This is a genomic window from Bacillus sp. FSL K6-0993, assembly GCF_037977205.1.
In the GTDB taxonomy this organism is placed as follows: Bacteria; Bacillota; Bacilli; order Bacillales; family Bacillaceae; genus Bacillus; species Bacillus subtilis.
The window spans coordinates 2,163,082-2,181,845 of record NZ_CP150275.1; the positions used below are offsets into that span (position 1 = coordinate 2,163,082).

Annotated in this window: 23 protein-coding genes and 1 other RNA gene; 7 read left to right on the forward strand and 17 right to left on the reverse strand. The window is 42.6% G+C overall.

What is annotated here, in order from left to right:
- Position 1: 1 nt before the first annotated feature.
- Positions 2–766 carry a 2-dehydro-3-deoxy-D-gluconate 5-dehydrogenase KduD gene (kduD, locus tag MHH79_RS10990; RefSeq protein ID WP_063335214.1) on the forward strand — a complete coding sequence of 255 codons (765 nt, stop codon included), beginning with the start codon at positions 2–4 and terminating at the stop codon, positions 764–766.
- 41 nt (positions 767–807) lie between these two features.
- Here the strand turns inward: kduD and MHH79_RS10995 are convergent, their stop codons facing one another.
- Entirely contained in the window at positions 808–2,733 is a 1,926-nt protein-coding gene (locus MHH79_RS10995; RefSeq protein WP_063335215.1) for an ATP-dependent DNA helicase, read from the reverse strand.
- Positions 2,734–2,835: 102 nt separating this feature from the next.
- Positions 2,836–3,027, reverse strand: coding sequence for a hypothetical protein (locus MHH79_RS11000; RefSeq protein ID WP_003246090.1), 192 nt, complete (start codon positions 3,025–3,027; stop codon positions 2,836–2,838).
- A gap of 163 nt (positions 3,028–3,190) precedes the next feature.
- On the opposite strand from MHH79_RS11000, the gene MHH79_RS11005 reads away from it, so the two are divergent.
- Positions 3,191–3,343: a YpzG family protein gene (locus tag MHH79_RS11005; RefSeq protein ID WP_010327933.1), complete on the forward strand. Its 153-nt coding sequence runs from the start codon at positions 3,191–3,193 to the stop codon at positions 3,341–3,343.
- 52 nt (positions 3,344–3,395) lie between these two features.
- Here MHH79_RS11005 and MHH79_RS11010 read toward each other — a convergent pair whose 3' ends face one another.
- From MHH79_RS11010 to MHH79_RS11050, 9 genes are all read right to left on the reverse strand, one after another.
- A complete protein-coding gene (locus MHH79_RS11010) occupies positions 3,396–4,553 on the reverse strand; it encodes a class I SAM-dependent RNA methyltransferase (RefSeq protein WP_063335216.1) in 1,158 nt (385 codons plus the stop codon).
- A gap of 100 nt (positions 4,554–4,653) precedes the next feature.
- Positions 4,654–5,035, reverse strand: an RNA gene (gene rnpB / locus MHH79_RS11015) — RNase P RNA component class B.
- Between the two features lie 65 nt (positions 5,036–5,100).
- On the reverse strand, positions 5,101–5,397 hold the full coding sequence (gene gpsB, locus MHH79_RS11020) for a cell division regulator GpsB (RefSeq protein ID WP_003225629.1): 297 nt from the start codon (positions 5,395–5,397) through the stop codon (positions 5,101–5,103).
- Positions 5,398–5,472: 75 nt separating this feature from the next.
- A complete protein-coding gene (locus MHH79_RS11025) occupies positions 5,473–6,018 on the reverse strand; it encodes a DUF1273 domain-containing protein (RefSeq protein ID WP_063335302.1) in 546 nt (181 codons plus the stop codon).
- 88 nt (positions 6,019–6,106) lie between these two features.
- Complete coding sequence (gene cotD, locus MHH79_RS11030) at positions 6,107–6,334, reverse strand: spore coat protein CotD (RefSeq protein WP_010886551.1); 228 nt, start codon at positions 6,332–6,334, stop codon at positions 6,107–6,109.
- A gap of 83 nt (positions 6,335–6,417) precedes the next feature.
- Positions 6,418–6,546, reverse strand: a complete 129-nt coding sequence (locus MHH79_RS11035) for a hypothetical protein (RefSeq protein WP_003230707.1) — start codon at positions 6,544–6,546, stop codon at positions 6,418–6,420.
- A gap of 100 nt (positions 6,547–6,646) precedes the next feature.
- Positions 6,647–7,888: a metal-dependent exonucleaseMrfB gene (gene mrfB, locus MHH79_RS11040; RefSeq protein WP_340034384.1), complete on the reverse strand. Its 1,242-nt coding sequence runs from the start codon at positions 7,886–7,888 to the stop codon at positions 6,647–6,649.
- Positions 7,889–7,903: 15 nt separating this feature from the next.
- Positions 7,904–10,153 carry an ATP-dependent helicase MrfA gene (gene mrfA, locus MHH79_RS11045; protein WP_100506352.1) on the reverse strand — a complete coding sequence of 750 codons (2,250 nt, stop codon included), beginning with the start codon at positions 10,151–10,153 and terminating at the stop codon, positions 7,904–7,906.
- Positions 10,154–10,255: 102 nt separating this feature from the next.
- Positions 10,256–10,762 (reverse strand): PTS glucose transporter subunit IIA, encoded by a 507-nt coding sequence (locus MHH79_RS11050; RefSeq protein WP_100506402.1) that lies wholly within the window; start codon positions 10,760–10,762, stop codon positions 10,256–10,258.
- A 137-nt stretch (positions 10,763–10,899) separates the two neighbouring features.
- Between MHH79_RS11050 and MHH79_RS11055 the strand changes: the two genes are divergently transcribed.
- On the forward strand, positions 10,900–11,319 hold the full coding sequence (locus tag MHH79_RS11055) for an Hsp20/alpha crystallin family protein (RefSeq protein ID WP_014477158.1): 420 nt from the start codon (positions 10,900–10,902) through the stop codon (positions 11,317–11,319).
- A 20-nt stretch (positions 11,320–11,339) separates the two neighbouring features.
- Here MHH79_RS11055 and MHH79_RS11060 read toward each other — a convergent pair whose 3' ends face one another.
- On the reverse strand, positions 11,340–11,717 hold the full coding sequence (locus MHH79_RS11060; RefSeq protein ID WP_340034385.1) for a YppG family protein: 378 nt from the start codon (positions 11,715–11,717) through the stop codon (positions 11,340–11,342).
- A 187-nt stretch (positions 11,718–11,904) separates the two neighbouring features.
- Between MHH79_RS11060 and MHH79_RS11065 the strand changes: the two genes are divergently transcribed.
- Entirely contained in the window at positions 11,905–12,093 is a 189-nt protein-coding gene (locus tag MHH79_RS11065) for a YppF family protein (protein WP_003230690.1), read from the forward strand.
- Between the two features lie 38 nt (positions 12,094–12,131).
- Here the strand turns inward: MHH79_RS11065 and MHH79_RS11070 are convergent, their stop codons facing one another.
- Together MHH79_RS11070 and MHH79_RS11075 are read right to left on the reverse strand one after the other, a co-directional pair.
- Positions 12,132–12,503, reverse strand: a complete 372-nt coding sequence (locus tag MHH79_RS11070) for a YppE family protein (RefSeq protein ID WP_063335219.1) — start codon at positions 12,501–12,503, stop codon at positions 12,132–12,134.
- A gap of 45 nt (positions 12,504–12,548) precedes the next feature.
- Positions 12,549–12,794 (reverse strand): YppD family protein, encoded by a 246-nt coding sequence (locus MHH79_RS11075; protein WP_004398488.1) that lies wholly within the window; start codon positions 12,792–12,794, stop codon positions 12,549–12,551.
- A 197-nt stretch (positions 12,795–12,991) separates the two neighbouring features.
- Here MHH79_RS11075 and sspM point away from each other — a divergent pair, with 197 nt between their 5' ends.
- On the forward strand, positions 12,992–13,096 hold the full coding sequence (sspM, locus tag MHH79_RS11080; protein ID WP_003225606.1) for an acid-soluble spore protein SspM: 105 nt from the start codon (positions 12,992–12,994) through the stop codon (positions 13,094–13,096).
- A gap of 24 nt (positions 13,097–13,120) precedes the next feature.
- On the opposite strand, the gene MHH79_RS11085 is transcribed toward sspM, so the two are convergent.
- A complete protein-coding gene (locus tag MHH79_RS11085; protein WP_340034388.1) occupies positions 13,121–14,083 on the reverse strand; it encodes a DUF2515 domain-containing protein in 963 nt (320 codons plus the stop codon).
- A gap of 40 nt (positions 14,084–14,123) precedes the next feature.
- On the opposite strand from MHH79_RS11085, the gene recU reads away from it, so the two are divergent.
- Both recU and MHH79_RS11095 read left to right on the forward strand, forming a co-directional pair.
- On the forward strand, positions 14,124–14,744 hold the full coding sequence (gene recU, locus MHH79_RS11090; protein ID WP_004399067.1) for a Holliday junction resolvase RecU: 621 nt from the start codon (positions 14,124–14,126) through the stop codon (positions 14,742–14,744).
- A gap of 21 nt (positions 14,745–14,765) precedes the next feature.
- Complete coding sequence (locus MHH79_RS11095) at positions 14,766–17,522, forward strand: PBP1A family penicillin-binding protein (protein ID WP_340034389.1); 2,757 nt, start codon at positions 14,766–14,768, stop codon at positions 17,520–17,522.
- A 74-nt stretch (positions 17,523–17,596) separates the two neighbouring features.
- On the opposite strand, the gene MHH79_RS11100 is transcribed toward MHH79_RS11095, so the two are convergent.
- On the reverse strand, positions 17,597–18,091 hold the full coding sequence (locus MHH79_RS11100; RefSeq protein ID WP_340034391.1) for a YpoC family protein: 495 nt from the start codon (positions 18,089–18,091) through the stop codon (positions 17,597–17,599).
- Positions 18,088–18,747: an endonuclease III gene (nth, locus tag MHH79_RS11105; protein ID WP_340034393.1), complete on the reverse strand. Its 660-nt coding sequence runs from the start codon at positions 18,745–18,747 to the stop codon at positions 18,088–18,090. The genes MHH79_RS11100 and nth overlap by 4 nt, the downstream gene beginning before the upstream one ends.
- Positions 18,748–18,764: the final 17 nt, after the last annotated feature.

The following is an 18,764-nucleotide window of genomic DNA, read 5'->3' on the forward strand; positions in this document are numbered from 1 at the left end:
GATGGGTTATCTACATGACGCCTTTTCATTAGAAGGAAAAACAGCGCTGGTGACAGGCCCGGGAACAGGGATCGGTCAAGGAATAGCCAAAGCCCTAGCCGGGGCTGGCGCTGATATTATCGGCACATCACATAAGAGCAGTCTGTCTGAAACACAGCAGCTTGTGGAACAGGAAGGCCGGACATTTACATCTTTTACATTGGACATGAGCAAGCCGGAAGCGATAAAGGATTCTGCAGCTGAGCTGTTTGAAAACAGGCAGATCGACATCCTTGTCAATAATGCCGGCATTATTCATCGGGAAAAAGCGGAAGATTTTCCAGAAGAGAACTGGCAGCACGTACTGAATGTCAATCTAAACAGCCTGTTTATTCTGACACAGCTTGCTGGCAGGCACATGCTGAAAAGAGGTCATGGAAAGATTATTAATATTGCCTCTCTCCTGTCTTTTCAAGGCGGCATCCTCGTTCCGGCTTACACCGCGAGCAAACACGCTGTTGCCGGTCTGACAAAATCATTTGCAAATGAGTGGGCAGCGTCAGGTATTCAGGTCAACGCAATCGCCCCAGGCTATATTTCTACTGCGAATACAAAGCCTATTCGGGATGACGAAAAGCGAAATGAGGACATTTTAAACAGAATTCCTGCCGGCCGCTGGGGCCAAGCGGATGATATCGGGGGGACTGCAGTCTTTTTGGCATCACGTGCTTCAGATTATGTAAATGGACATATTTTAGCAGTTGATGGCGGCTGGCTTTCCCGCTGACAAATAAAAAAAGCTGACGAACGATCGTCAGCTTTTTTCCATTACATCATGTGCGGTTCAACAGGCAAGACCTTTTTGACCTCATCAATGATGCGTTCATTTTCTCCGCCAGCGTAAATGTGAATCGAGCCGCTGTCTTGATTCGAGCGAATCAGGCGCCCGATGCCCTGCCGTACACGTAACAACATATATGGCAGATCAACTTCTTCGAACGGATCTTTTTTCGCTCCGTTGCGCTTCGCTGTAAATACAGGATCGTGTGGCGGGAATGGCAATGACCAAATGGTAACATTCTTCAATGCGTCACCGGGAATGTCGAGTCCTTCCCATAAGTGAACTGAACAAAGTACTGTTTCCTCTTCCTCTTGGAATTTCTCCACTAAGCTGCTGATTTCCTCATCACCTTCAAAGAAAATTGGATACGGCAGCTCCCAAGCCGCCGACAGCTCTTTAAACTCGTTTAATTCTTCAAAAGAAGGGAAAAGCACCAGCGTTCTTCCTTTGTAACGTTTGATTGTTTCAATCGTTTCAGCCGTTTTTTGTTCAGCGGCCATATCTGTTTTTGCGTATAGATTAATACTCATTTGCTCGTCATAATCGTAAGGAGAATCAACCGTTAATGACAAATAATCATGAATCCCAAGACTGTCGGCAATATAATCAAACGAACCGCCTTCTGACAGCGTAGCAGAAGAAAAGATATAAGGAATTTTCTTAGAAAACACTTTTTCGCCAAGTACTTCTGCTACCGTTCTCGGCATCACGACAAAAGTTGATTCTGCTTCCTTTTTCTCCAGCCAGCTGATCGCATCCTTTTGATATAGAGATAATGAATACGCCATTTGTTCAACATATTCTTCCACTACTGACAGCTCGTATTGATCAATCGTATACATTTCAGACTCAAATACAAGTGCCTCACCGATTTTATCAAGTAAACGGCAAAGCTCGTCCGCCGCCTTTTTGACACGCTGGTCATTTTTTATTTCTAAACGGTGTGAACCGGCTACTTCCTTTGATTCTTCAGAAAGAACATAGAAAAATTCGTCGTTTGCGTGAAGCGCATCTTCAATCAATTCTGCAAACTCTTCTCTGATGTCATTTTGCAGCAAACGTTCTAAAAACAATTCAAGAGTAGACTGCTTCACTCTATAGGTTAGCGCTTTTTGCGCAGCAAACTCTAACAAATGCCCCTCATCAAATACAACTGCACTATGGTCAGGCAAGAGCGGCAGCTGGCCCTCTCGCTTGCGTGATTCCTCCGTCCATACATGCTCCATATAAAAATCATGGGAACAAATGATTAAGTCCGTTGACTTGCGGTAGTAATCTCTGGAAAGTGTCAGACCGCATCTGTGTCTCATATCACAAGTCAGACAGTCCTGAAACGAGTCGTAGCTTACGTCAGACCACTCTTCATTCGATAGATTTGCGTACTGCTTACGGTCGCCATACGGATAAAAGCGCTGCATCGCCTGTGATTCGTGGACAAATGACGGTAACGACTCATAAAGATCCAGCCATTTATCATCATCAGAACGCTGCATTGTTTTTTCAAGCTTCTTCAAGCATAAATATTGCTCATGTGATTTTGACAGCCTTGTATCAATTTTCAGATCAAGATGCTCAGCCAGCTTAGAAATATCGCCCTCTTTTTTCACCAGCTGTTCAATTAATGTTTCATCTGCACAAGCGATGATGGCGGGTTTTCCGACATACCTTGCATAGCTGATTGCAAAAAGAAGATAAACCAGCGTTTTCCCCGTTCCCACTCCAGCTTCGGCGAACATGACTTTTTTCTCTTTAAACGCCCGCTCCAGCTGAAAAGCCATAAATACTTGCTCGTCCCGAAGATCAAACCCTTTTTCGGGAAGGATATCGTAAAACACGTCACCAATCCAATTGTTCAATTCTTCATAAAAATTCTTTGTTTTCGTTAAAGAAAAAGGCAAACGTGATGTTGTCACCTAGTTCCAACCCCCAACTATTCGACATTCAGACCACCAATAATATCATTTTCCGCTGATGAATACAATAAAAAAACTTGGCATTGCCAAGTTTTTTGCAGTTTACTTACGATTGATCACATGCGACGATAAAAAAGGATGGTCTGTTGAATAAATATGTTCTACCGCTTTTTCTAAATCAGTTTGCGCATGCGAAATCACAGACGGAGACGAATCAGTCCCGAGCTCCTTCAGCTCGTTTGCTGTTGCGTCAAGCGCCCTTTGAATAAGATTAAAATGTTCGCTGTTCAGCATGAGATCACCTCTGATGGAAATAATCATCATTGTATGCGAACTTTTCATTTTATATACATGCTTTACCGCATGTTATCACCGAAACATGCACAAACTACACTTGATATTCCGTCTCCGGATTATCCGTCTTATCAACAATATTCTATCAGGGAGTGATGTTGACATGAGTTATAGAAACCGATTAGATCAGCATTCTGAACTGTTTCATCACAATTGGACGCGGCCTAAACGTTCTAAGTCTCAAGTAAACGGTCACACTGAAATGTCCCAAACCAACATTATATTGAGAAGCAACGCGAAAGCTCACCGTTGGTAACGATAGAATAGGGCTGAAAGATGAAAGAAGACGCATGCAGAGCGTCTTCTTTTTATGCGTTTTCTGTTTTCTTGCGCTGCGGTCTTACTTTTGACCAATATTGATAATAATCCGTTTTAATAAACCCGTTAAAGAGCTTTCGTTTCTTCGTTGCTTTTCTGCCATATGCTTCCTCAAAATTTTCATTTGATGTCAGCATATACACAGACCAAGTATCAAGCGGCTCGAACGCCTTCCCCATTTCTTTGTACATCTGCTCAACGGCTTTTTTCTCGCCGAGACGCTCTCCATATGGCGGGTTGCCGACAATTACGCCAAACTCCAGATTGGTGGTAAAATCTTTGACCTGCATCTGCTTGAACTGGATTAAATCTCCCAACCCTGCTTCCTCTGCATTTTCTTTTGCGATTTCAACCATGCGGTGGTCTATGTCGCTTGCGAAAATTGTAAGCGGCTGGTCATAATTTGCCTTTTCTTCGACTTCAAGCCGCGCTTTGTTCCACAGATCTTTACCGATCCATTCCCAATCCTCTGATACAAAATCGCGGTTGAATCCCGGGGCGATGTTTTGGCCGATTAGCGCCGCTTCTATCGCGATTGTTCCGGAGCCGCAGAAAGGATCAACAAACGGGCGGTCCGGCGTCCAATTGGTTAATTGCACCAAAGCGGCAGCAAGTGTTTCTTTAATCGGCGCACCGCCCTGATCGACACGGTATCCACGTTTGTGAAGGCCTGTCCCTGATGAGTCCAGTGTAATCAAAGCCTGATCTTTCAATAAAGAAATTTCGACTTTATACTCAGCACCTGTTTCTTCAATCCAATCATTGGCTTTGCCGGACTGCAGCTTGAGCTTTTCGACAATTGCTTTTTTGACGATCCGCTGACAGTCGGGAACGCTTGCAAGTGTTGATTTTACTGATTTTCCGATGACAGGGAATTTCCCGTTTTCAGGTATAAATGAGCGCCAGTTAATCGCTTTCGTTTTTTCAAACAGTTCATCAAATGTTTTCGCTTTAAAAGAAGCAACCTGAACCTTTATGCGGTCGGCTGTTCTAAGCCAAAGGTTCGCACGGCAGATGGCAAGTGCATCACCTTCAAAAATAACTTTCCCGTTATCAACCCTGCATTCGTATCCTAAATCTCGTACTTCCTTTGCGACAACAGCTTCAATGCCCATCGGCGCCGTTGCAATTAGTGTATACTTCTTCATCGTATCACCCTGTCTTTTAAAACTTTTCTCTTTTCAAGATAAAAGCTCTCCTTATACGGGAGAGCTTGTTTTCATCATTTTAAATGTAAGTGGTCTAACGTTCTGTAAGCCATGTTTTGTTCCGTCGTACTGCAAACGGCTCATCACCTCGTACTCAGGCGGCAATCATCTATCTACAGAAAGCATTCTGTCCTTCTCTCCGTTGAATTCCGTTAAGAAGGTTCCCCTACCAAAATTTGGGTTTCTCGCTCGAGGGGTTTACCGCGTTCCACTCTCACCATTTCTAGTGAGACTTCGTCACTGTGGCACTTTCAAGGATACTCAGCCATATCCGAAGGACGTAGGCTTTTTTCCTGCCGTCAGCCTCTAAAGGCTGCCCTAGCTTATGACTTCGCTAGGCACGAACACTACGGGCATCTCAGCACCGTGCGAGCATGGACTTTCCTCTACAGATTCAAGATCTGCAGCGATTACCCGAACGTTAAGAACATGAATTATTATATAACAACTGATTACAATTTACAAGCGCCATTTTTTTCAAGCGTGATCAATCATAAAGCTTGCTGCCAAAAACGTGTTTTTCTAAGTTAGACAGCCGTTTTAAAATATCAAAGTTTGTTGTGTTAGATTGCACAGGCTGTTTTTTGCTGGCTTCTTCAAGCTGTTTTTTCAGCTGCAGATTTTCCTGCTGCAGTTCTTCAATTTCTTGATGGAAGGTTTCATAATCCTTAATAATCATATCTAAAAATTTGTCAACGTCTTCTTGCTTGTAGCCTCTAACGCCTGTTTTAAATTCTTTTTCCAAAATTTCTTTCGCAGAAAGCTTTACTTTATCAGCAAGCATCTTTTTCACCTCGTATCGTGAATCATCACATATATTTTTTCAGAAATCTGTACGGTTGTCAAATTTCTCTTATTGCTATGAGTAGCTGTCTTCCTCTACTGTCACTCTCAAGTCATCCATTGTAATAAAGTAGATGGGATAGCCATCCTGTTCGCGCCTTTTTTCCGCTGTCCCAAGCATATACTTAGGGGAGCCTTCCTTTTCCGGGTCATATAAAAGCAGAAGCCCGTCGGACTTATCAATGAAGAACTGATTTTTTTGTTTGAATTGAAGCGGGCTTTCATAAGGACGGTGAGTCAGGCTTGCTTCATAGTCTGCCTGAGCCAGAACTGCTTCATACTGTTCCTTATTCGGTTCTTTCCAGTTCTTTTCCTGCTCGTAAAATGGTGTGATGACAGCTACCTTTAAGTCAGGGTATTCTTCCTGCAAATCATATGCAGCTTCTGCCGCCCACAGCTCCGCTCCAAACTGGCCCGAAATTAAAATCCATTCTAATCCTTCATCCAAAAAAGCAATCAGCCGGTTCTTAATGGCTTTTTTTATGTAATACAGCGCCTTGTCATCCTGCTTAAATATCCCGAGTTCAAACGGTTTATAGCCCGTTATTGCCAATACTTTCATCATTTCACCTGCTTTAAAAAATGGGGCTCCCGTGGGCCCCATTTGTTGTGCTGCATTGTTTACACCATCAAGCTGCACGTTTTCCATACTAGTAGTCGCAGCAAGGTTTTCCTGCTTGAAAATGCTGATGCGTAGCCGGGTCAACATTTGAGAAAGTGTGTGGAAAGTAGTGAACGTGCTGAAAATGCTGGTGGTTTACGTTTGTTGTATGCTGTGGGTGAATGTGCGGCACGATAGTCTTCGAAAACGTATGGTGTTCACAGCAATGAGTAGGATGGACAATTGGCGCCATCATATGCGGTCTGCAGTGATGCATGATAAAATCCCCTTTCCATAAACTTTATTACAATACTAAGCTATGAAAAATAAGGGGTACATGTTCTGATGCAAAGACCTATTTTAAAAGTGTGCAATTAAGCTGTCTTTAAAGTTTGAAAACACAAAAGCAATCAAAAATACCACAACAAAGAACAAGTAAAAAACACCCTTATACATACCAACTCTCCCTTTAAAAATAACTAACGTCATTTTACAGGATTCGCCGCTATTCTACAACAAAATCAATGTGAATTCAGCAAAAAAAATTCATGGCGAAACAAGTCGTCTTTTGCGCTTTCCCGGGGAATATTTAAGAGGAATATTTCCTCTTCAGCCGGGCAATTCTCACATGCAGTTTTTCAGTTTCTTTCTCTGATAAGCATGCCGCATCGCTAAGCAATTGCTCTGCTATTTGCAATGCTTTTCCGAATGCTTTTTTCTTATGCTCAAAATATTTCGCGAGCTCTATTACAGCAGCGTATCTGCACTTCTGGTTTTGCGAGCGGGACAGCTTTTCCCAAAGCGCCACTGCTTCTTCCAAGCGGTTTTGTTTTTTGTACAGGAGCGATAAATCCAGCCGTGCACTGTCCTGGTCCTCAAACGATTTTTCTATAAGCCTTTCCAACTGCTTGATCGCTTGGTCCGTTTCTTTATGAGCCATAAACCATTTCGCCATAGCATAGGCTTCACTGTGTTCTTTTGGCGCATGTGATTCTGAAAGGATTTTTTTAGACATATGGATGTACAATGAAATGAGCGATAACACATCCATTTCATTATGATGCAGGACACCTTTTAAAAGATCCGGCTCTTGTGCCTTGATAAAATGAAAGTAAAGCATTGGCGCCAAGTAGCCCGGTGTGTCTTCTAGTCTGCGGATGCCGAGCTCCTCTTTTTCAACCGTGCCAAGAGATACGCGGTCCATTTTGTGTTTCCACAGGCGTCTAGCTCCATGCAAAAGATCAAAGTGGCCAAACTCCGGAAGCCTCGGAAGTCTGTCACGGATCAAGGTGTGCCTTGTTTTCACCTGCGGCCAATCAAAGGCTTTGCCGTTGTAGGTCACAAGTGATGTAATGTCAACCTCGCTTAAAAAGCTTTGGTACAAGGCGACTTCGTTCCCCGGTTTGGGCAAAAGATGCTGCTTGACTGTCACTCGGTCTTCATATACTCTCGCATGCCCAAGCAAAAAAATGGTATTCCCAGCTCCACCCCCAAGACCGGTTGTTTCTGTATCAAAGAAAAAGAGGTTGTTTTTGTTATACCCTTTTGCTGACAATGTATGCGACAGGCTGCTTTGATTCCACAGTGTGATCACTTCCTCAAGCTCAGAAAAGCTGTATAACCCATGGCGGTGAGAAAGCGGATATTCCACTTCTCTGATGAGGCAATATTCATCTTCGAAGATGAAAGGCTTCATGCCAAAAGCCTCCCACTCTTCTAAAAACGGGATGTCATCAAAGTGGTTTTCTTGTTTGCCTGCTTCTATTTTTTGTTCTCCTTCATCGAGCACCATGTGCTTTTTCATCCGCTGGAGTTTCCCTTTTAATGACATATCCGGCCTCCCTCCTTACGACATTTGATCCAACAGCTGCAAAATTCTTTCCTTTGCTTTTATCCCTTCTATTTCCGTACCTATACAAGACGGACAGCCGTCATGACAAGGACAATGTGCAATCAGTTGTTTCGCCGCTTCATTAATGTCTGAAAAACGTTTAAAGACTTCCTCCGCCAAACCGATACCGCCCGGATAATGATCATATAAAAATATGGTTGGCAATCCGGTATGGGCTGCTTTAATTTGAGAAACAACATGAACATCATTTCGATCACACATGATATACACAGGGACAATATGCTGCAGCACATTCGAGATGCCAAGAAGCAGCTGTTCCAGTGTCTTTTCCCCGATTTCTTCATCCGCTGTTTTGATTTCGAGCCAAGCTGCACTTGTATGCAGTTCTTCTTCCGGCAAATGAATAGGTCCAGACCCAATATTTTCAAAAGTGGTCATTTTTATTTTTTTAAAAATGGTCGGCAGGGCATTGACAGTGACGTCTCCGTAGTGCAATGACGTACGGCTTTTTTCTTTCGTTTTATCGGTTTCTAATACCTTCAGCTGAACTGCCAGGTTTGCATCCGTATAATATTCGACATCGACTTTTCTGACATACGCCTTTTTATGGTCCCAATCGAGCTTCTCAACTTGATACTGAACGCCTTCATGCAAATAAATTGCTTCATCATGTAAAAGCGTCATCGCACTAAAACGGTCCATTTCACCGATAATCCTTACATTTGCAATATCCGACTGATCAACTATAACGACATTTTCCTGGGAGGCGGAACGCAAACTGATGTTTGAAGCAGGAAACGACTCACTTGCCCAATGGTACCGTTCGCCGTTGCGGTGAAGAACAGCCTCTTCCTGAAGATACTCAAGAATATCACTGACTTCCATGACTCCAAATTCTTCATCAGCTCTAAAAGGAAGCTCATAAGCCGCACACTTTAAGTGGTCTACTAAAATAATCAAATTCTCCGGATTGATTCTTGCAGATTCCGGCGAACGATTAAAGAAATATTCAGGATGCCGCACAATATATTGGTCAATCGGTGTTGAATTGGCTACCATGATAATCAAAGATTCACCGTGTCTTCTGCCGGCTCGTCCGGCCTGCTGCCAAGCACTTGCAACACTTCCTGGATACCCCGTCATTACACACACTTGCAGCTGGCCGATATCAACACCAAGCTCTAAGGCATTCGTACTGACCACTCCTAAAATGTCGCCTTCTCTCAGGCCTCTTTCGATTTCTCTTCGCTCTTTCGGCAGATAGCCTCCCCGATAGCCTCTGATTGATTTTGTTCCAATCTCTTTTTTCACAAGCTCCTGAATATGGCTTAAAATAATTTCCACCCGAACTCTGCTTCTGGCAAAAACAATGGTCTGCACTTTGTTTTTAAGGAACTCTTTCGCCAGTTCATTCACTTCTGCGGTTGCGCTCCTTCTAATATTCAGCGGTTTGTTCACAATTGGCGGATTGTAAAACACAAAATGCTTGCGTCCGCTCGGTGCGCCGTTGTCATCGACCAGCCGCATCGGTTTGCCTGTCAGCTGCTCTCCCAATTCCTTTGGGTTGGCAATTGTTGCGGAAGTACAAATAAAAACCGGATCACTTCCATAAAACCGGCAGATCCGCTTTAGCCGCCGGATCACATTTGCCACATGGCTTCCGAACACACCTCGATACGTATGAAGCTCATCAATGACGATATACTTAAGGTTTTCAAACAAACTGACCCATTTCGTATGATGCGGTAGAATGGCAGAATGCAGCATATCGGGGTTTGTAATGACAATATGACCTGCTTTTCTCACCTTTTGTCTGATTGCCGGAGACGTATCCCCGTCATATGTAAAGCTTTTAATATCAATGCCCATTTCATCAATAATTTCATTTAGCTCGCTCTTCTGGTCTTGTGCCAGCGCTTTAGTCGGAAATAAATATAACGCCCGGTTTGTTTCATCTTGGGCGATGGACTGCAGGACTGGGAGGTTGTAGCATAACGTTTTTCCTGATGCTGTTGGCGTTACGGTAACGATGCTTTCTCCTTTTTGCACATATTGAAAAGCGGAATATTGGTGAGTATATAGTTCATCAATGCCCCTTTTCGAAAGGGCCGCTTTGATTCTCTCGTCTATACTTTCGGGCATAGGCCTTGTTTTTGCTTCCCGAGGCTCAATTTCATGCCAATTCACAACGTTTTCATTTCCTTTTAAATCAGAAATGAGTTCAGTCAGTGATTTCTTTTTCATTCTTTACACCTCTTTGTCAAGTACAGTTTACCGAATATTTGTTTGCATGGCTAGGTGCAAATTTTATACAGTTGAATAAAAAAAGCAAGGCATACGCCCTGCTTATTTCGCTTTTATTGTAAGGAGCTTTGATTCGCCTTTACGAGCAGCCTTTTCGCCTGCCGGCACAATTGATCCTACAGCCTCACCATTCATTATTACGATTGGGATGACTGTACTGCTCGCTTTTTCTTGTATTAATTCCAAATCACATGTAATCAGCGGGTCACCGACCTTCACTTTATCCCCTTCTTTAATGTGGGCAGTAAATCCTTCTCCGTTCATATTGACTGTCTCCAGCCCGACATGAATTAAAAGCTCAATTCCCGAGCGAGTCCGAATGCCAACGGCGTGTTTGGTGTGGAAAATCTGAATGACTTCACCTTCAGCGGGAGAAACGATTTCACCGCTAGAAGGTTCCACCGCTATGCCTTCTCCCATCATTTTCTGTGAAAAAACAGGGTCCGGCACATCTGACAGGTCCATTACTGTACCGTCTGCCGGAGAATAAATAACCTCTTCTGTCACCTTTTCCTGAGTTTTGCCCATTCCGAATAATTTTTTCAGCAATGTATTTTCTCCCTTCTCATTCACTTCAACCGTTATCCCTTCATTCACCACTATTTAACCACACTTTCAATTTTGCTTCAATTTATAACAACATCTGGCATAGACGCATAATCTGTTTAAAAAAGGCGGTGGCGAATTTGGAATTCCATGATGACAAAAAGAACGAACTGCAAAAGAAAGAAGAAATCATAACGGAGGCAATCGACACTCTTTTTCAATCCTCAGCGTTCGGCAACCTTATAAACGGATTTCAGAACCTGATCAACTCGAGTTTAAAGGATGTGCAGACGACCATACATGTCAGAGAAAAAGATACTGGGCTGTATATCGATATTACCATTCCGGCGACGTTTCGAGATGGCGAGATCGTCGTTGATGTTAAATCGAGGTATCTCCATGTAACACTCCAAGAAAAACAGAAACACCAAAATGAGGCTACCTTTACAAGCATGACAAGAACGGTTCAGCTGCCTTATGAAGTTCGCCAAGAAGATATGGAAACGTCTTGGAACGAGCAGACAATGACACTTTTCTTTCCAAAAAATAAGCATGAATGAACGATTCATTCATGCTTCTATCATTTAAAAAAGCTGGTAAATCCCTTTATTAAAGATCCGACCTGATTCATTGCACTCATTACTTGACCTGTCGTATCCATCATTTTATTAAAATCAAATTGCCCATTGGCTTTTTTGAACTGCGACATAATGCTTTGAAATTGCGAAGGCTGCTGTTGATTAGGCCTTGGGATAGGATAAGGGTTAGAAAATACAGGCGGCTGCATAGGCATAGGCTGGATCGGAGCATAGGGCTGATAATAATCCTGCTGTCCATAATGCTGCTGAGGCAGTTGTTGCTCTAAATAACCGGGTGCAGCCTGCTGATAATATCCTTGCATTTGCTGAGGATAATAAAAGCCCATTTGCCGAGGATAGCTTCGAGAGCTCCTGTTCATTGCGATTCCCCCCTAAACACAACATATTTCTCTTCTATATATGTATGAATGACTTCTATTGTTTGTGTCACAAGTGATGATTAGCATTTGTCAAATTGTGTCGAAAGTTTAAATTTTTTAAAAACAGAAAAAAGTCGAATCATTATGGTACCATATTTTCAATACAGATGAGAGGGGATGCACCATAATGAACGTATCATACTTAAGCAAACGTTTTGCAGAAATGAAGAAATATGAAACAGACTGTATGAATAAACTGATGGACTTTGCCAAGTTCCTCTATATTCAAGGACATCTCAGCATAACTGAGTTTCGTAACAGTATGAAGGTTCTCGAAGCAAATGGAGCAGAAAGCCCGGCATATGAGATGAATTAACGTCCGGCCCCCTATAAAAACGAAAAGAAGACAGCCTTTTACCGGCTGTCTTCTCTTGCAATTTCATCCTTTACTGCGTGCAATGTATAAAGGACTGACTCAGTGATGTCCTTGAATCGTTTTTTATGAATATGATGAACATATGATTGAAGGACCAATTCCAGGAAATTATCCTTTACAGTCTCAATTTGCTCTTTATGCACATATTTTGGCCGGCGGGCTTTTATCAATTCAAGAGCACCCTCTGCCCAGCGAGCCGCCAGTTCATCATTCTCTTCAACTGCAGGCTTTATCGTCTCAAAAAAATCATAAGAATGATTACTGTTTTTTCCTTCCTGATACCGATCAGCGCCTTTTTCAGCAACTTCAATCATTTGCTCGGTCATTTCCAGCAATGTTTGTGATAGCAATACCTTTCACCTCAATGCCTATCGTACCAAATTTCACTCACAAATTCAGCCGATGCGGTATACCTTCTCAAACGCATACCTGTGTTCAGGCGATTGATACAGCTCATTTATACAAATATGAAGATCTATGATTTCTTCTTCAAGCACACTTAGGCGATCGTTTTCCGTTTCCCGCATCTCAGCCTCTAATGCATTTACAGAATGATTCAGGCTTTGCTCAGCTCGCGTTAATTCATCTTCTATATCAGAAAGCATACGGAGAATATCTGTCTTGCATACATAACCGGACATTCGTGTACCTCCCTTTCTTGTCTCTCCCGGTTAACATTCTTTGCTCTCAAGGCTCTTTCCTTCCTCATGACAAAACTAGAAGCAAATCGCCAAACAAACAGGTATTCCACGAAAAGCTGAAGTTTTCGACAAAAACACCCGCAAAAATTGTATGATCCTCCTCCTTAATGCAAACGATACTTGTGAGGAGGTGCCGTATGAAAACAAGACCGAAAAAAGCCGGCCAGCAAAAAAAGACTGAATCAAAGGCAATCGATTCTTTAGATAAAAAATTAGGCGGCCCGAACCGCCCTTCTACGTAAGAAGCAAGGAATTTCCTTGCTTCTTTATTTTTTCAGCCACTGCTCCACCGCGAAAAGCGCATGAAGCTGGCGCTTTTTATGTAAATACCAGTCTGTCAATTCAATCTGCTTCGGCAATTCCTCGCGCCTAAAGAACGTTTTCTTTATCTTTCCATGAAACCAATCTGTTTTCGTTCCGTCTAATGAGTGGATTAACTCAGGGTAGCATGTCCTTAGCATAGGAGATGTTCTTTTTGTAATCCCGATCATCTTTTCCATATCAAAACGGGAACCTGTGTGCGGCACTGTGTGCAAAAAGTGATAAAAAGAGGAGAACAATTCTGGCTTGAACAGCAATTGAGACAGCTGCTCTCCCAGCCTTATCCTTTCCTCCGCCTTTGAAAAGCGTTTCACTGAAATGCCGTAAAGAAACCCATTTGAGGAAGGAAAAATAACGGTGTTAAAATGCAACCAATCACTTAAATAAAAAGGAATCGTGTCAAAAACATTCTTTTTAAACGAAGGATTTTGTATAATAGGTGTTTGGATAGTGTTTTGTTCATTTATAATGAGGGCATACATTAGCCGCTCCGTATTTCGCTCATGCCAAAAACGGGTCCATTCTTCCGTCATAAATTGTGAGACGCCAAACACATGCAGCAGATGAAACAGCGGTTTCCCGACTCTTTTTGACCATTGGTATAATAGAAGCTGCGGATAGGCATCCGAAAAAATAAGCCAGTTCGCTCTTTCATAGGCTAAAAAGAACCATTTTTGCTGTCTTTCACGGAGTCCAAGCTGAAACAGACTGCCTTTTAAGTCAGTCATTGACCAGCCTGCATTACGAGAAACGAAAGAAGCCAAAAGCGACCATTTGATTTCCGGATGACGGTCGTAAAATGCTTTATAAGCATTTGTTCTTGAAATGTTATCCGCGTTTTTTATTTTTGTCTGCCGCTCAATCCGGCTCAGAAGCTTTCTAATGGTCTGTTGTTCTTGCACGTTCATTCACTTCCGTCATGATTAGTTTAATAAGGAGGATGAGAAAGTGATTCGGTATCCTAACGGAAAAACATTTCAGCCGAAACATTCGGTTTCATCCCAAAACAGTCAGAAAAGGGCCCCGTCTTACAGTAATCGCGGAATGACCCTCGAAGATGACTTAAACGAAACGAATAAGTATTATCTGACAAACCAAATTGCCGTTATACACAAAAAGCCGACACCTGTTCAAATTGTAAATGTCCATTATCCAAAAAGAAGTGCCGCAGTGATTAAAGAAGCTTACTTTAAACAATCGTCGACAACAGACTACAATGGGATTTACAAAGGGCGATATATTGATTTTGAGGCGAAAGAAACGAAAAACAAGACCTCTTTCCCCCTGCAGAATTTTCATGACCATCAAATCGAGCATATGAAGCAGGTAAAGGCTCAAGACGGTATTTGTTTTGTTATTATATCCGCTTTCGACCAGGTTTATTTTTTGGAAGCCGATAAGCTGTTTTATTTCTGGGACAGAAAAGAAAAAAACGGCAGAAAATCAATTCGAAAAGATGAGTTGGAAGAAACAGCTTATCCGATTTCTCTTGGATACGCACCCAGAATTGATTATATTAGTATTATTGAACAGCTTTATTTTTCGCCATCATCTGGTGCGAAAGGTTGATTAACGAAAGGTTGAGATGTTATGTCAGATCAATTTAACAGCCGTGAAGCTCGACGAAAAGCGAACAGCAAGTCGAATCCTTCACCGAAAAAAGGCAAGAAACGAAAAAAGGGCGGATTGTTTAAAAAGACCCTTTTCACTTTACTCATTCTGTTTGTTTTAGGCGTAGTCGGCGGTGCTGTTACATTTGCCGTCATGGTTTCTGATGCGCCGTCCCTTGATGAAAGCAAATTGAAGACGCCTTATTCATCAACGATTTATGATAAAAATGGAAAAGAGATCGCCGAAGTCGGCGCCGAAAAACGGACCTACGTCTCGATAGATGAAATTCCCGATGTTGTAAAAGAAGCCTTTATCGCGACAGAAGACGCTCGTTTTTATGAGCACCACGGGATTGACCCTGTCCGTATCGGCGGTGCTTTAGTTGCCAACTTTAAAGACGGCTTCGGGGCTGAAGGCGGAAGTACGATCACCCAGCAGGTCGTCAAAAACTCCCTTCTTTCACATCAGAAGACGTTGAAACGGAAGGTGCAGGAAGTATGGCTTTCGATTCAGCTGGAGCGCAATTACTCTAAAGATGAAATTTTAGAAATGTATTTAAACCGGATTTATTTTTCTCCTAGAGCATACGGAATCGGAAAAGCGGCGGAAGAATTTTTCGGCGTTACAGATTTAAGCAAATTGACTGTCGAACAGGCTGCGACGCTTGCAGGAATGCCGCAAAGCCCGACAGCGTACAATCCCGTTAAAAACCCCGATAAAGCGGAAAAACGACGGAACATCGTACTCAGTCTGATGAAAAAACAAGGATTTATTTCTGATTCTCAATATAACAAAGCGAAAAAAGTGGCAGTGAAAGACGAAGGCGTCGTGTCACAGAAGGAATATGAAAAAGCAAGTACAAACAAATACAGCGCATTTGTTGAAGAGGTTATGAAGGAAATTGATGAAAAATCTGATGTCGATCCATCTGCTGACGGATTAAAGATCTATACGACATTAGATACAAAAGCACAAGATAAACTAGATGAATTAATGGACGGAGACACCGTCGGATTTACTGAAGGCATGCAGGGCGGCGTTACCCTTCTCGATACGAAAACCGGAGAAGTGCGGGCGATTGGCGCCGGAAGAGATTCTACGGTTGGTGGCTATAATTACGCGACCCAAGCCCAGAGACAGCCTGGGTCTACCATTAAACCTATTCTCGACTACGGTCCAGTGATTGAAAATAAAAAATGGTCAACTTACGAGCAAATTGATGACTCAGCTTACACTTATTCAGATGGAACACCTATCCGAGACTTTGACCGTTCCTATAAAGGGGTCATGTCTATGCGTGAAGCACTGGCACAATCTCGTAATATCCCTGCTTTAAAAGCATTCCAAGCAGTCGGCAAAGATGCCGCGGTAGACTTTGCCAATGGACTTGGGCTGGGATTAGATAAGGATACTGTATATGAATCCTACTCTATTGGAGGATTCGGAAAAGGGAATGTCGGTGTCTCTTCACTGACAATGGCAGGAGCATACAGCGCGTTTGGAAATAACGGAACGTATAATGAACCGCATTTTGTAAAGTCTATTGAATTTAACGATGGCACAAAGCTTGACTTAACACCAAAATCAAAGTCAGCAATGAGCGATTATACTGCGTTTATGATTACAGATATGCTGAAAACAGCTGTTAAAACAGGTACTGGACAGCTCGCCCAAGTTCCGGGAGTGGAAGTTGCAGGTAAAACAGGTACAACCAACTTTGATGAAGCGGATATGCAAAAATACAATATCGCACAAGGCGGTGTACCAGATTCATGGTTTGTAGGATATACACCTCAATATACCGCTGCTGTTTGGACAGGTGTAGATTCTCAAAATAAGATAGGAAAAAAATCTTTAAATAAAACAGAGCAACAGATTGCAAAGCGCATATTCGCCCAGCTCATCGCCGATGTCGATGACGGAAGCGGATCATTTGAGAAACCTGACAGCGTAGTGGAAGCCTCTGTAGAAAAAGGCTCAAACCCTGCAAAACTGGCAGGGCCAAATACGCCAAGCGATAAGAAGCTCACAGAGTACTTTGTTAAAGGCACAGCTCCTTCTACTGTTTCTAAAACATATGAGAAAGAAGAAAAAGAGGAAACAGCTAAACTGTCTGGTTTAAACGTGAAATACGATAAAGACAATCAATCTTTAACGTTAAGCTGGAATTACGACGGTGATGCGACCTTTGCTGTTAAGCAATCTGTTGACGGCGGCAGCTACTCGGAAATTCAAAACAGCTCTGCAAAAGAGGCAGTCATTTCGGGTGTGCAGCCAGGATCTGTGTACAAATTCGAAGTAACAGCCGTCAGTGATGATGGCAAAAGTACAGCTTCCACATCTTATGAGGTGCCAAAAGCTGAAGACGATGAAGATAAAAAAGACCAGCAACAAACGGATGATGAAAAACAAGATGAGAAGACTCAGGATGATACACAAACTGATGATTCTCAAAAAGATGACGGTCAGACGGATCAAGATCAGACAGATGATTCAACAAATGATCAAGACAAAAAACAAGACAACACGAACACCAATCCGTCTGACAACAGTAACCAAGACCAATCTAACAATAGTAATAACAATAACAGTAATAACAGCAACAACCAGGATACGTCGGATGGTGATTCGAACTCAGATACGAATGACTCAACAGGTACTGACACGAATAAAAATAAAACAGACACATCTAATAAAACACAAACAAACTCATCATCAATTGAAAAAACAAATTAACCAAAAAAGCCGTCACCTTTGGGGTGATGGCTTTTTTGGTACAAATAAAAAACCTCCCGTTTTAACAGGAGGTTTTATCGATTCATCGCATGATATTTATAAAAATGCTTTTTCATTTCGGTAATCAGCTCGTCAAGCTGAATAAAGCAATGGTATTGGGTCGGCTTAAGAAGAATAAATTCCACTCGTTCAGCCCAATTAATCGGCTTTGCGGGATACGATTTCTCCCGCAGTTCTTGCCAATTGAGCGATTTCATCGGCTCACCTGCTGTCCAATGTAACGAAGCCAGCAAACACACAATGCCCTTTAACATTTCGTTTTGGTCACATCTCGATTTTCGTGTTTGAAAGACCGGGAGAAGTGATTCTTTGATGTCATCCCACACTTCAAATAAAAGCGGAACGTATTTCCCGCTGTCCTCCCATGGCAAATCGCCTTGTAATTCCGTGCAAAAATCAAAATACACCGGATTGGTCTGCAAGGTTTTCTTCATATCCGAGGAACTCTTCTGGCCAAGACTGCGCAAGTATTGCTCATAGGAAGCCAACACTTCTTTTGCTTGCGTCATCGTTTCACCAGTCCTTTTTTATCCCTCTTCTGCCCTTCTCTGCACAAAGAAAGCAGCGGACACTCCGCACAGCGCGGAGATTGGGCTTTACAGTGATATCTGCCGAAGAAAATAAGCCGGTGATGCGTAACGGACCAGTCTTCTTTGGGAACCTTGCGCATCAGCGTCTTTTCAACTTCCAGAACCGAGTCCTTCCACCGGCAAATGCCCAATCGTTTGCTGACTCTCTCCACATGGGTATCTACGGCTATGGCCGGCACGCCAAACGCAACGGATACCACTACGTTTGCGGTCTTTCTCCCGACCCCTGGCAGTTTGACAAGCTCATCGCGGTCTCTCGGCACTTCTCCGCCGTAATCCTCAATAATCATTTTACTCAGCTTTTGAATATTTTTCGCTTTATTACGATATAAACCGATTGATTTAATATCCTGCTGAACCTCTTCCAGCGGAACAGCCAAATAGTCTTCCGGCCGTTTATATTTTTGGAATAATGTTTTGGTCACTCTGTTTACAAGTGCATCTGTACATTGCGCAGATAAAGCAACAGCCACCACTAATTCAAAAGGATTGGAATGAACCAGTTCACACTCCGCATGAGGAAACATGTCACCAATCTTGTCTAAACAGAATTCAATTTGTTTTAGATTTAACACGATTGTCACCTTTTCAC

What these genes read in the sequence shown, in the direction of transcription:
- MHH79_RS11095 (WP_340034389.1), top strand. Translation starts at nt 14,766, where the DNA reads ATGTCAGATCAATTTAACAGCCGTGAAGCTCGACGAAAAGCGAACAGC.
- MHH79_RS11085 (WP_340034388.1), bottom strand. Translation starts at nt 14,083, where the DNA reads ATGAACGTGCAAGAACAACAGACCATTAGAAAGCTTCTGAGCCGGATT.
- MHH79_RS11010 (WP_063335216.1), bottom strand. Translation starts at nt 4,553, where the DNA reads ATGAAGAAGTATACACTAATTGCAACGGCGCCGATGGGCATTGAAGCT.
- cotD (WP_010886551.1), bottom strand. Translation starts at nt 6,334, where the DNA reads ATGCATCACTGCAGACCGCATATGATGGCGCCAATTGTCCATCCTACT.
- kduD (WP_063335214.1), top strand. Translation starts at nt 2, where the DNA reads ATGGGTTATCTACATGACGCCTTTTCATTAGAAGGAAAAACAGCGCTG.
- MHH79_RS11000 (WP_003246090.1), bottom strand. Translation starts at nt 3,027, where the DNA reads ATGCTGAACAGCGAACATTTTAATCTTATTCAAAGGGCGCTTGACGCA.
- gpsB (WP_003225629.1), bottom strand. Translation starts at nt 5,397, where the DNA reads ATGCTTGCTGATAAAGTAAAGCTTTCTGCGAAAGAAATTTTGGAAAAA.
- MHH79_RS11065 (WP_003230690.1), top strand. Translation starts at nt 11,905, where the DNA reads ATGAACGTATCATACTTAAGCAAACGTTTTGCAGAAATGAAGAAATAT.
- MHH79_RS11005 (WP_010327933.1), top strand. Translation starts at nt 3,191, where the DNA reads ATGAGTTATAGAAACCGATTAGATCAGCATTCTGAACTGTTTCATCAC.
- MHH79_RS11060 (WP_340034385.1), bottom strand. Translation starts at nt 11,717, where the DNA reads ATGAACAGGAGCTCTCGAAGCTATCCTCGGCAAATGGGCTTTTATTAT.
- MHH79_RS11100 (WP_340034391.1), bottom strand. Translation starts at nt 18,091, where the DNA reads ATGACGCAAGCAAAAGAAGTGTTGGCTTCCTATGAGCAATACTTGCGC.
- mrfB (WP_340034384.1), bottom strand. Translation starts at nt 7,888, where the DNA reads ATGTCATTAAAAGGGAAACTCCAGCGGATGAAAAAGCACATGGTGCTC.
- MHH79_RS11035 (WP_003230707.1), bottom strand. Translation starts at nt 6,546, where the DNA reads ATGACGTTAGTTATTTTTAAAGGGAGAGTTGGTATGTATAAGGGTGTT.
- sspM (WP_003225606.1), top strand. Translation starts at nt 12,992, where the DNA reads ATGAAAACAAGACCGAAAAAAGCCGGCCAGCAAAAAAAGACTGAATCA.
- MHH79_RS11025 (WP_063335302.1), bottom strand. Translation starts at nt 6,018, where the DNA reads ATGAAAGTATTGGCAATAACGGGCTATAAACCGTTTGAACTCGGGATA.
- MHH79_RS11075 (WP_004398488.1), bottom strand. Translation starts at nt 12,794, where the DNA reads ATGTCCGGTTATGTATGCAAGACAGATATTCTCCGTATGCTTTCTGAT.
- mrfA (WP_100506352.1), bottom strand. Translation starts at nt 10,153, where the DNA reads ATGAAAAAGAAATCACTGACTGAACTCATTTCTGATTTAAAAGGAAAT.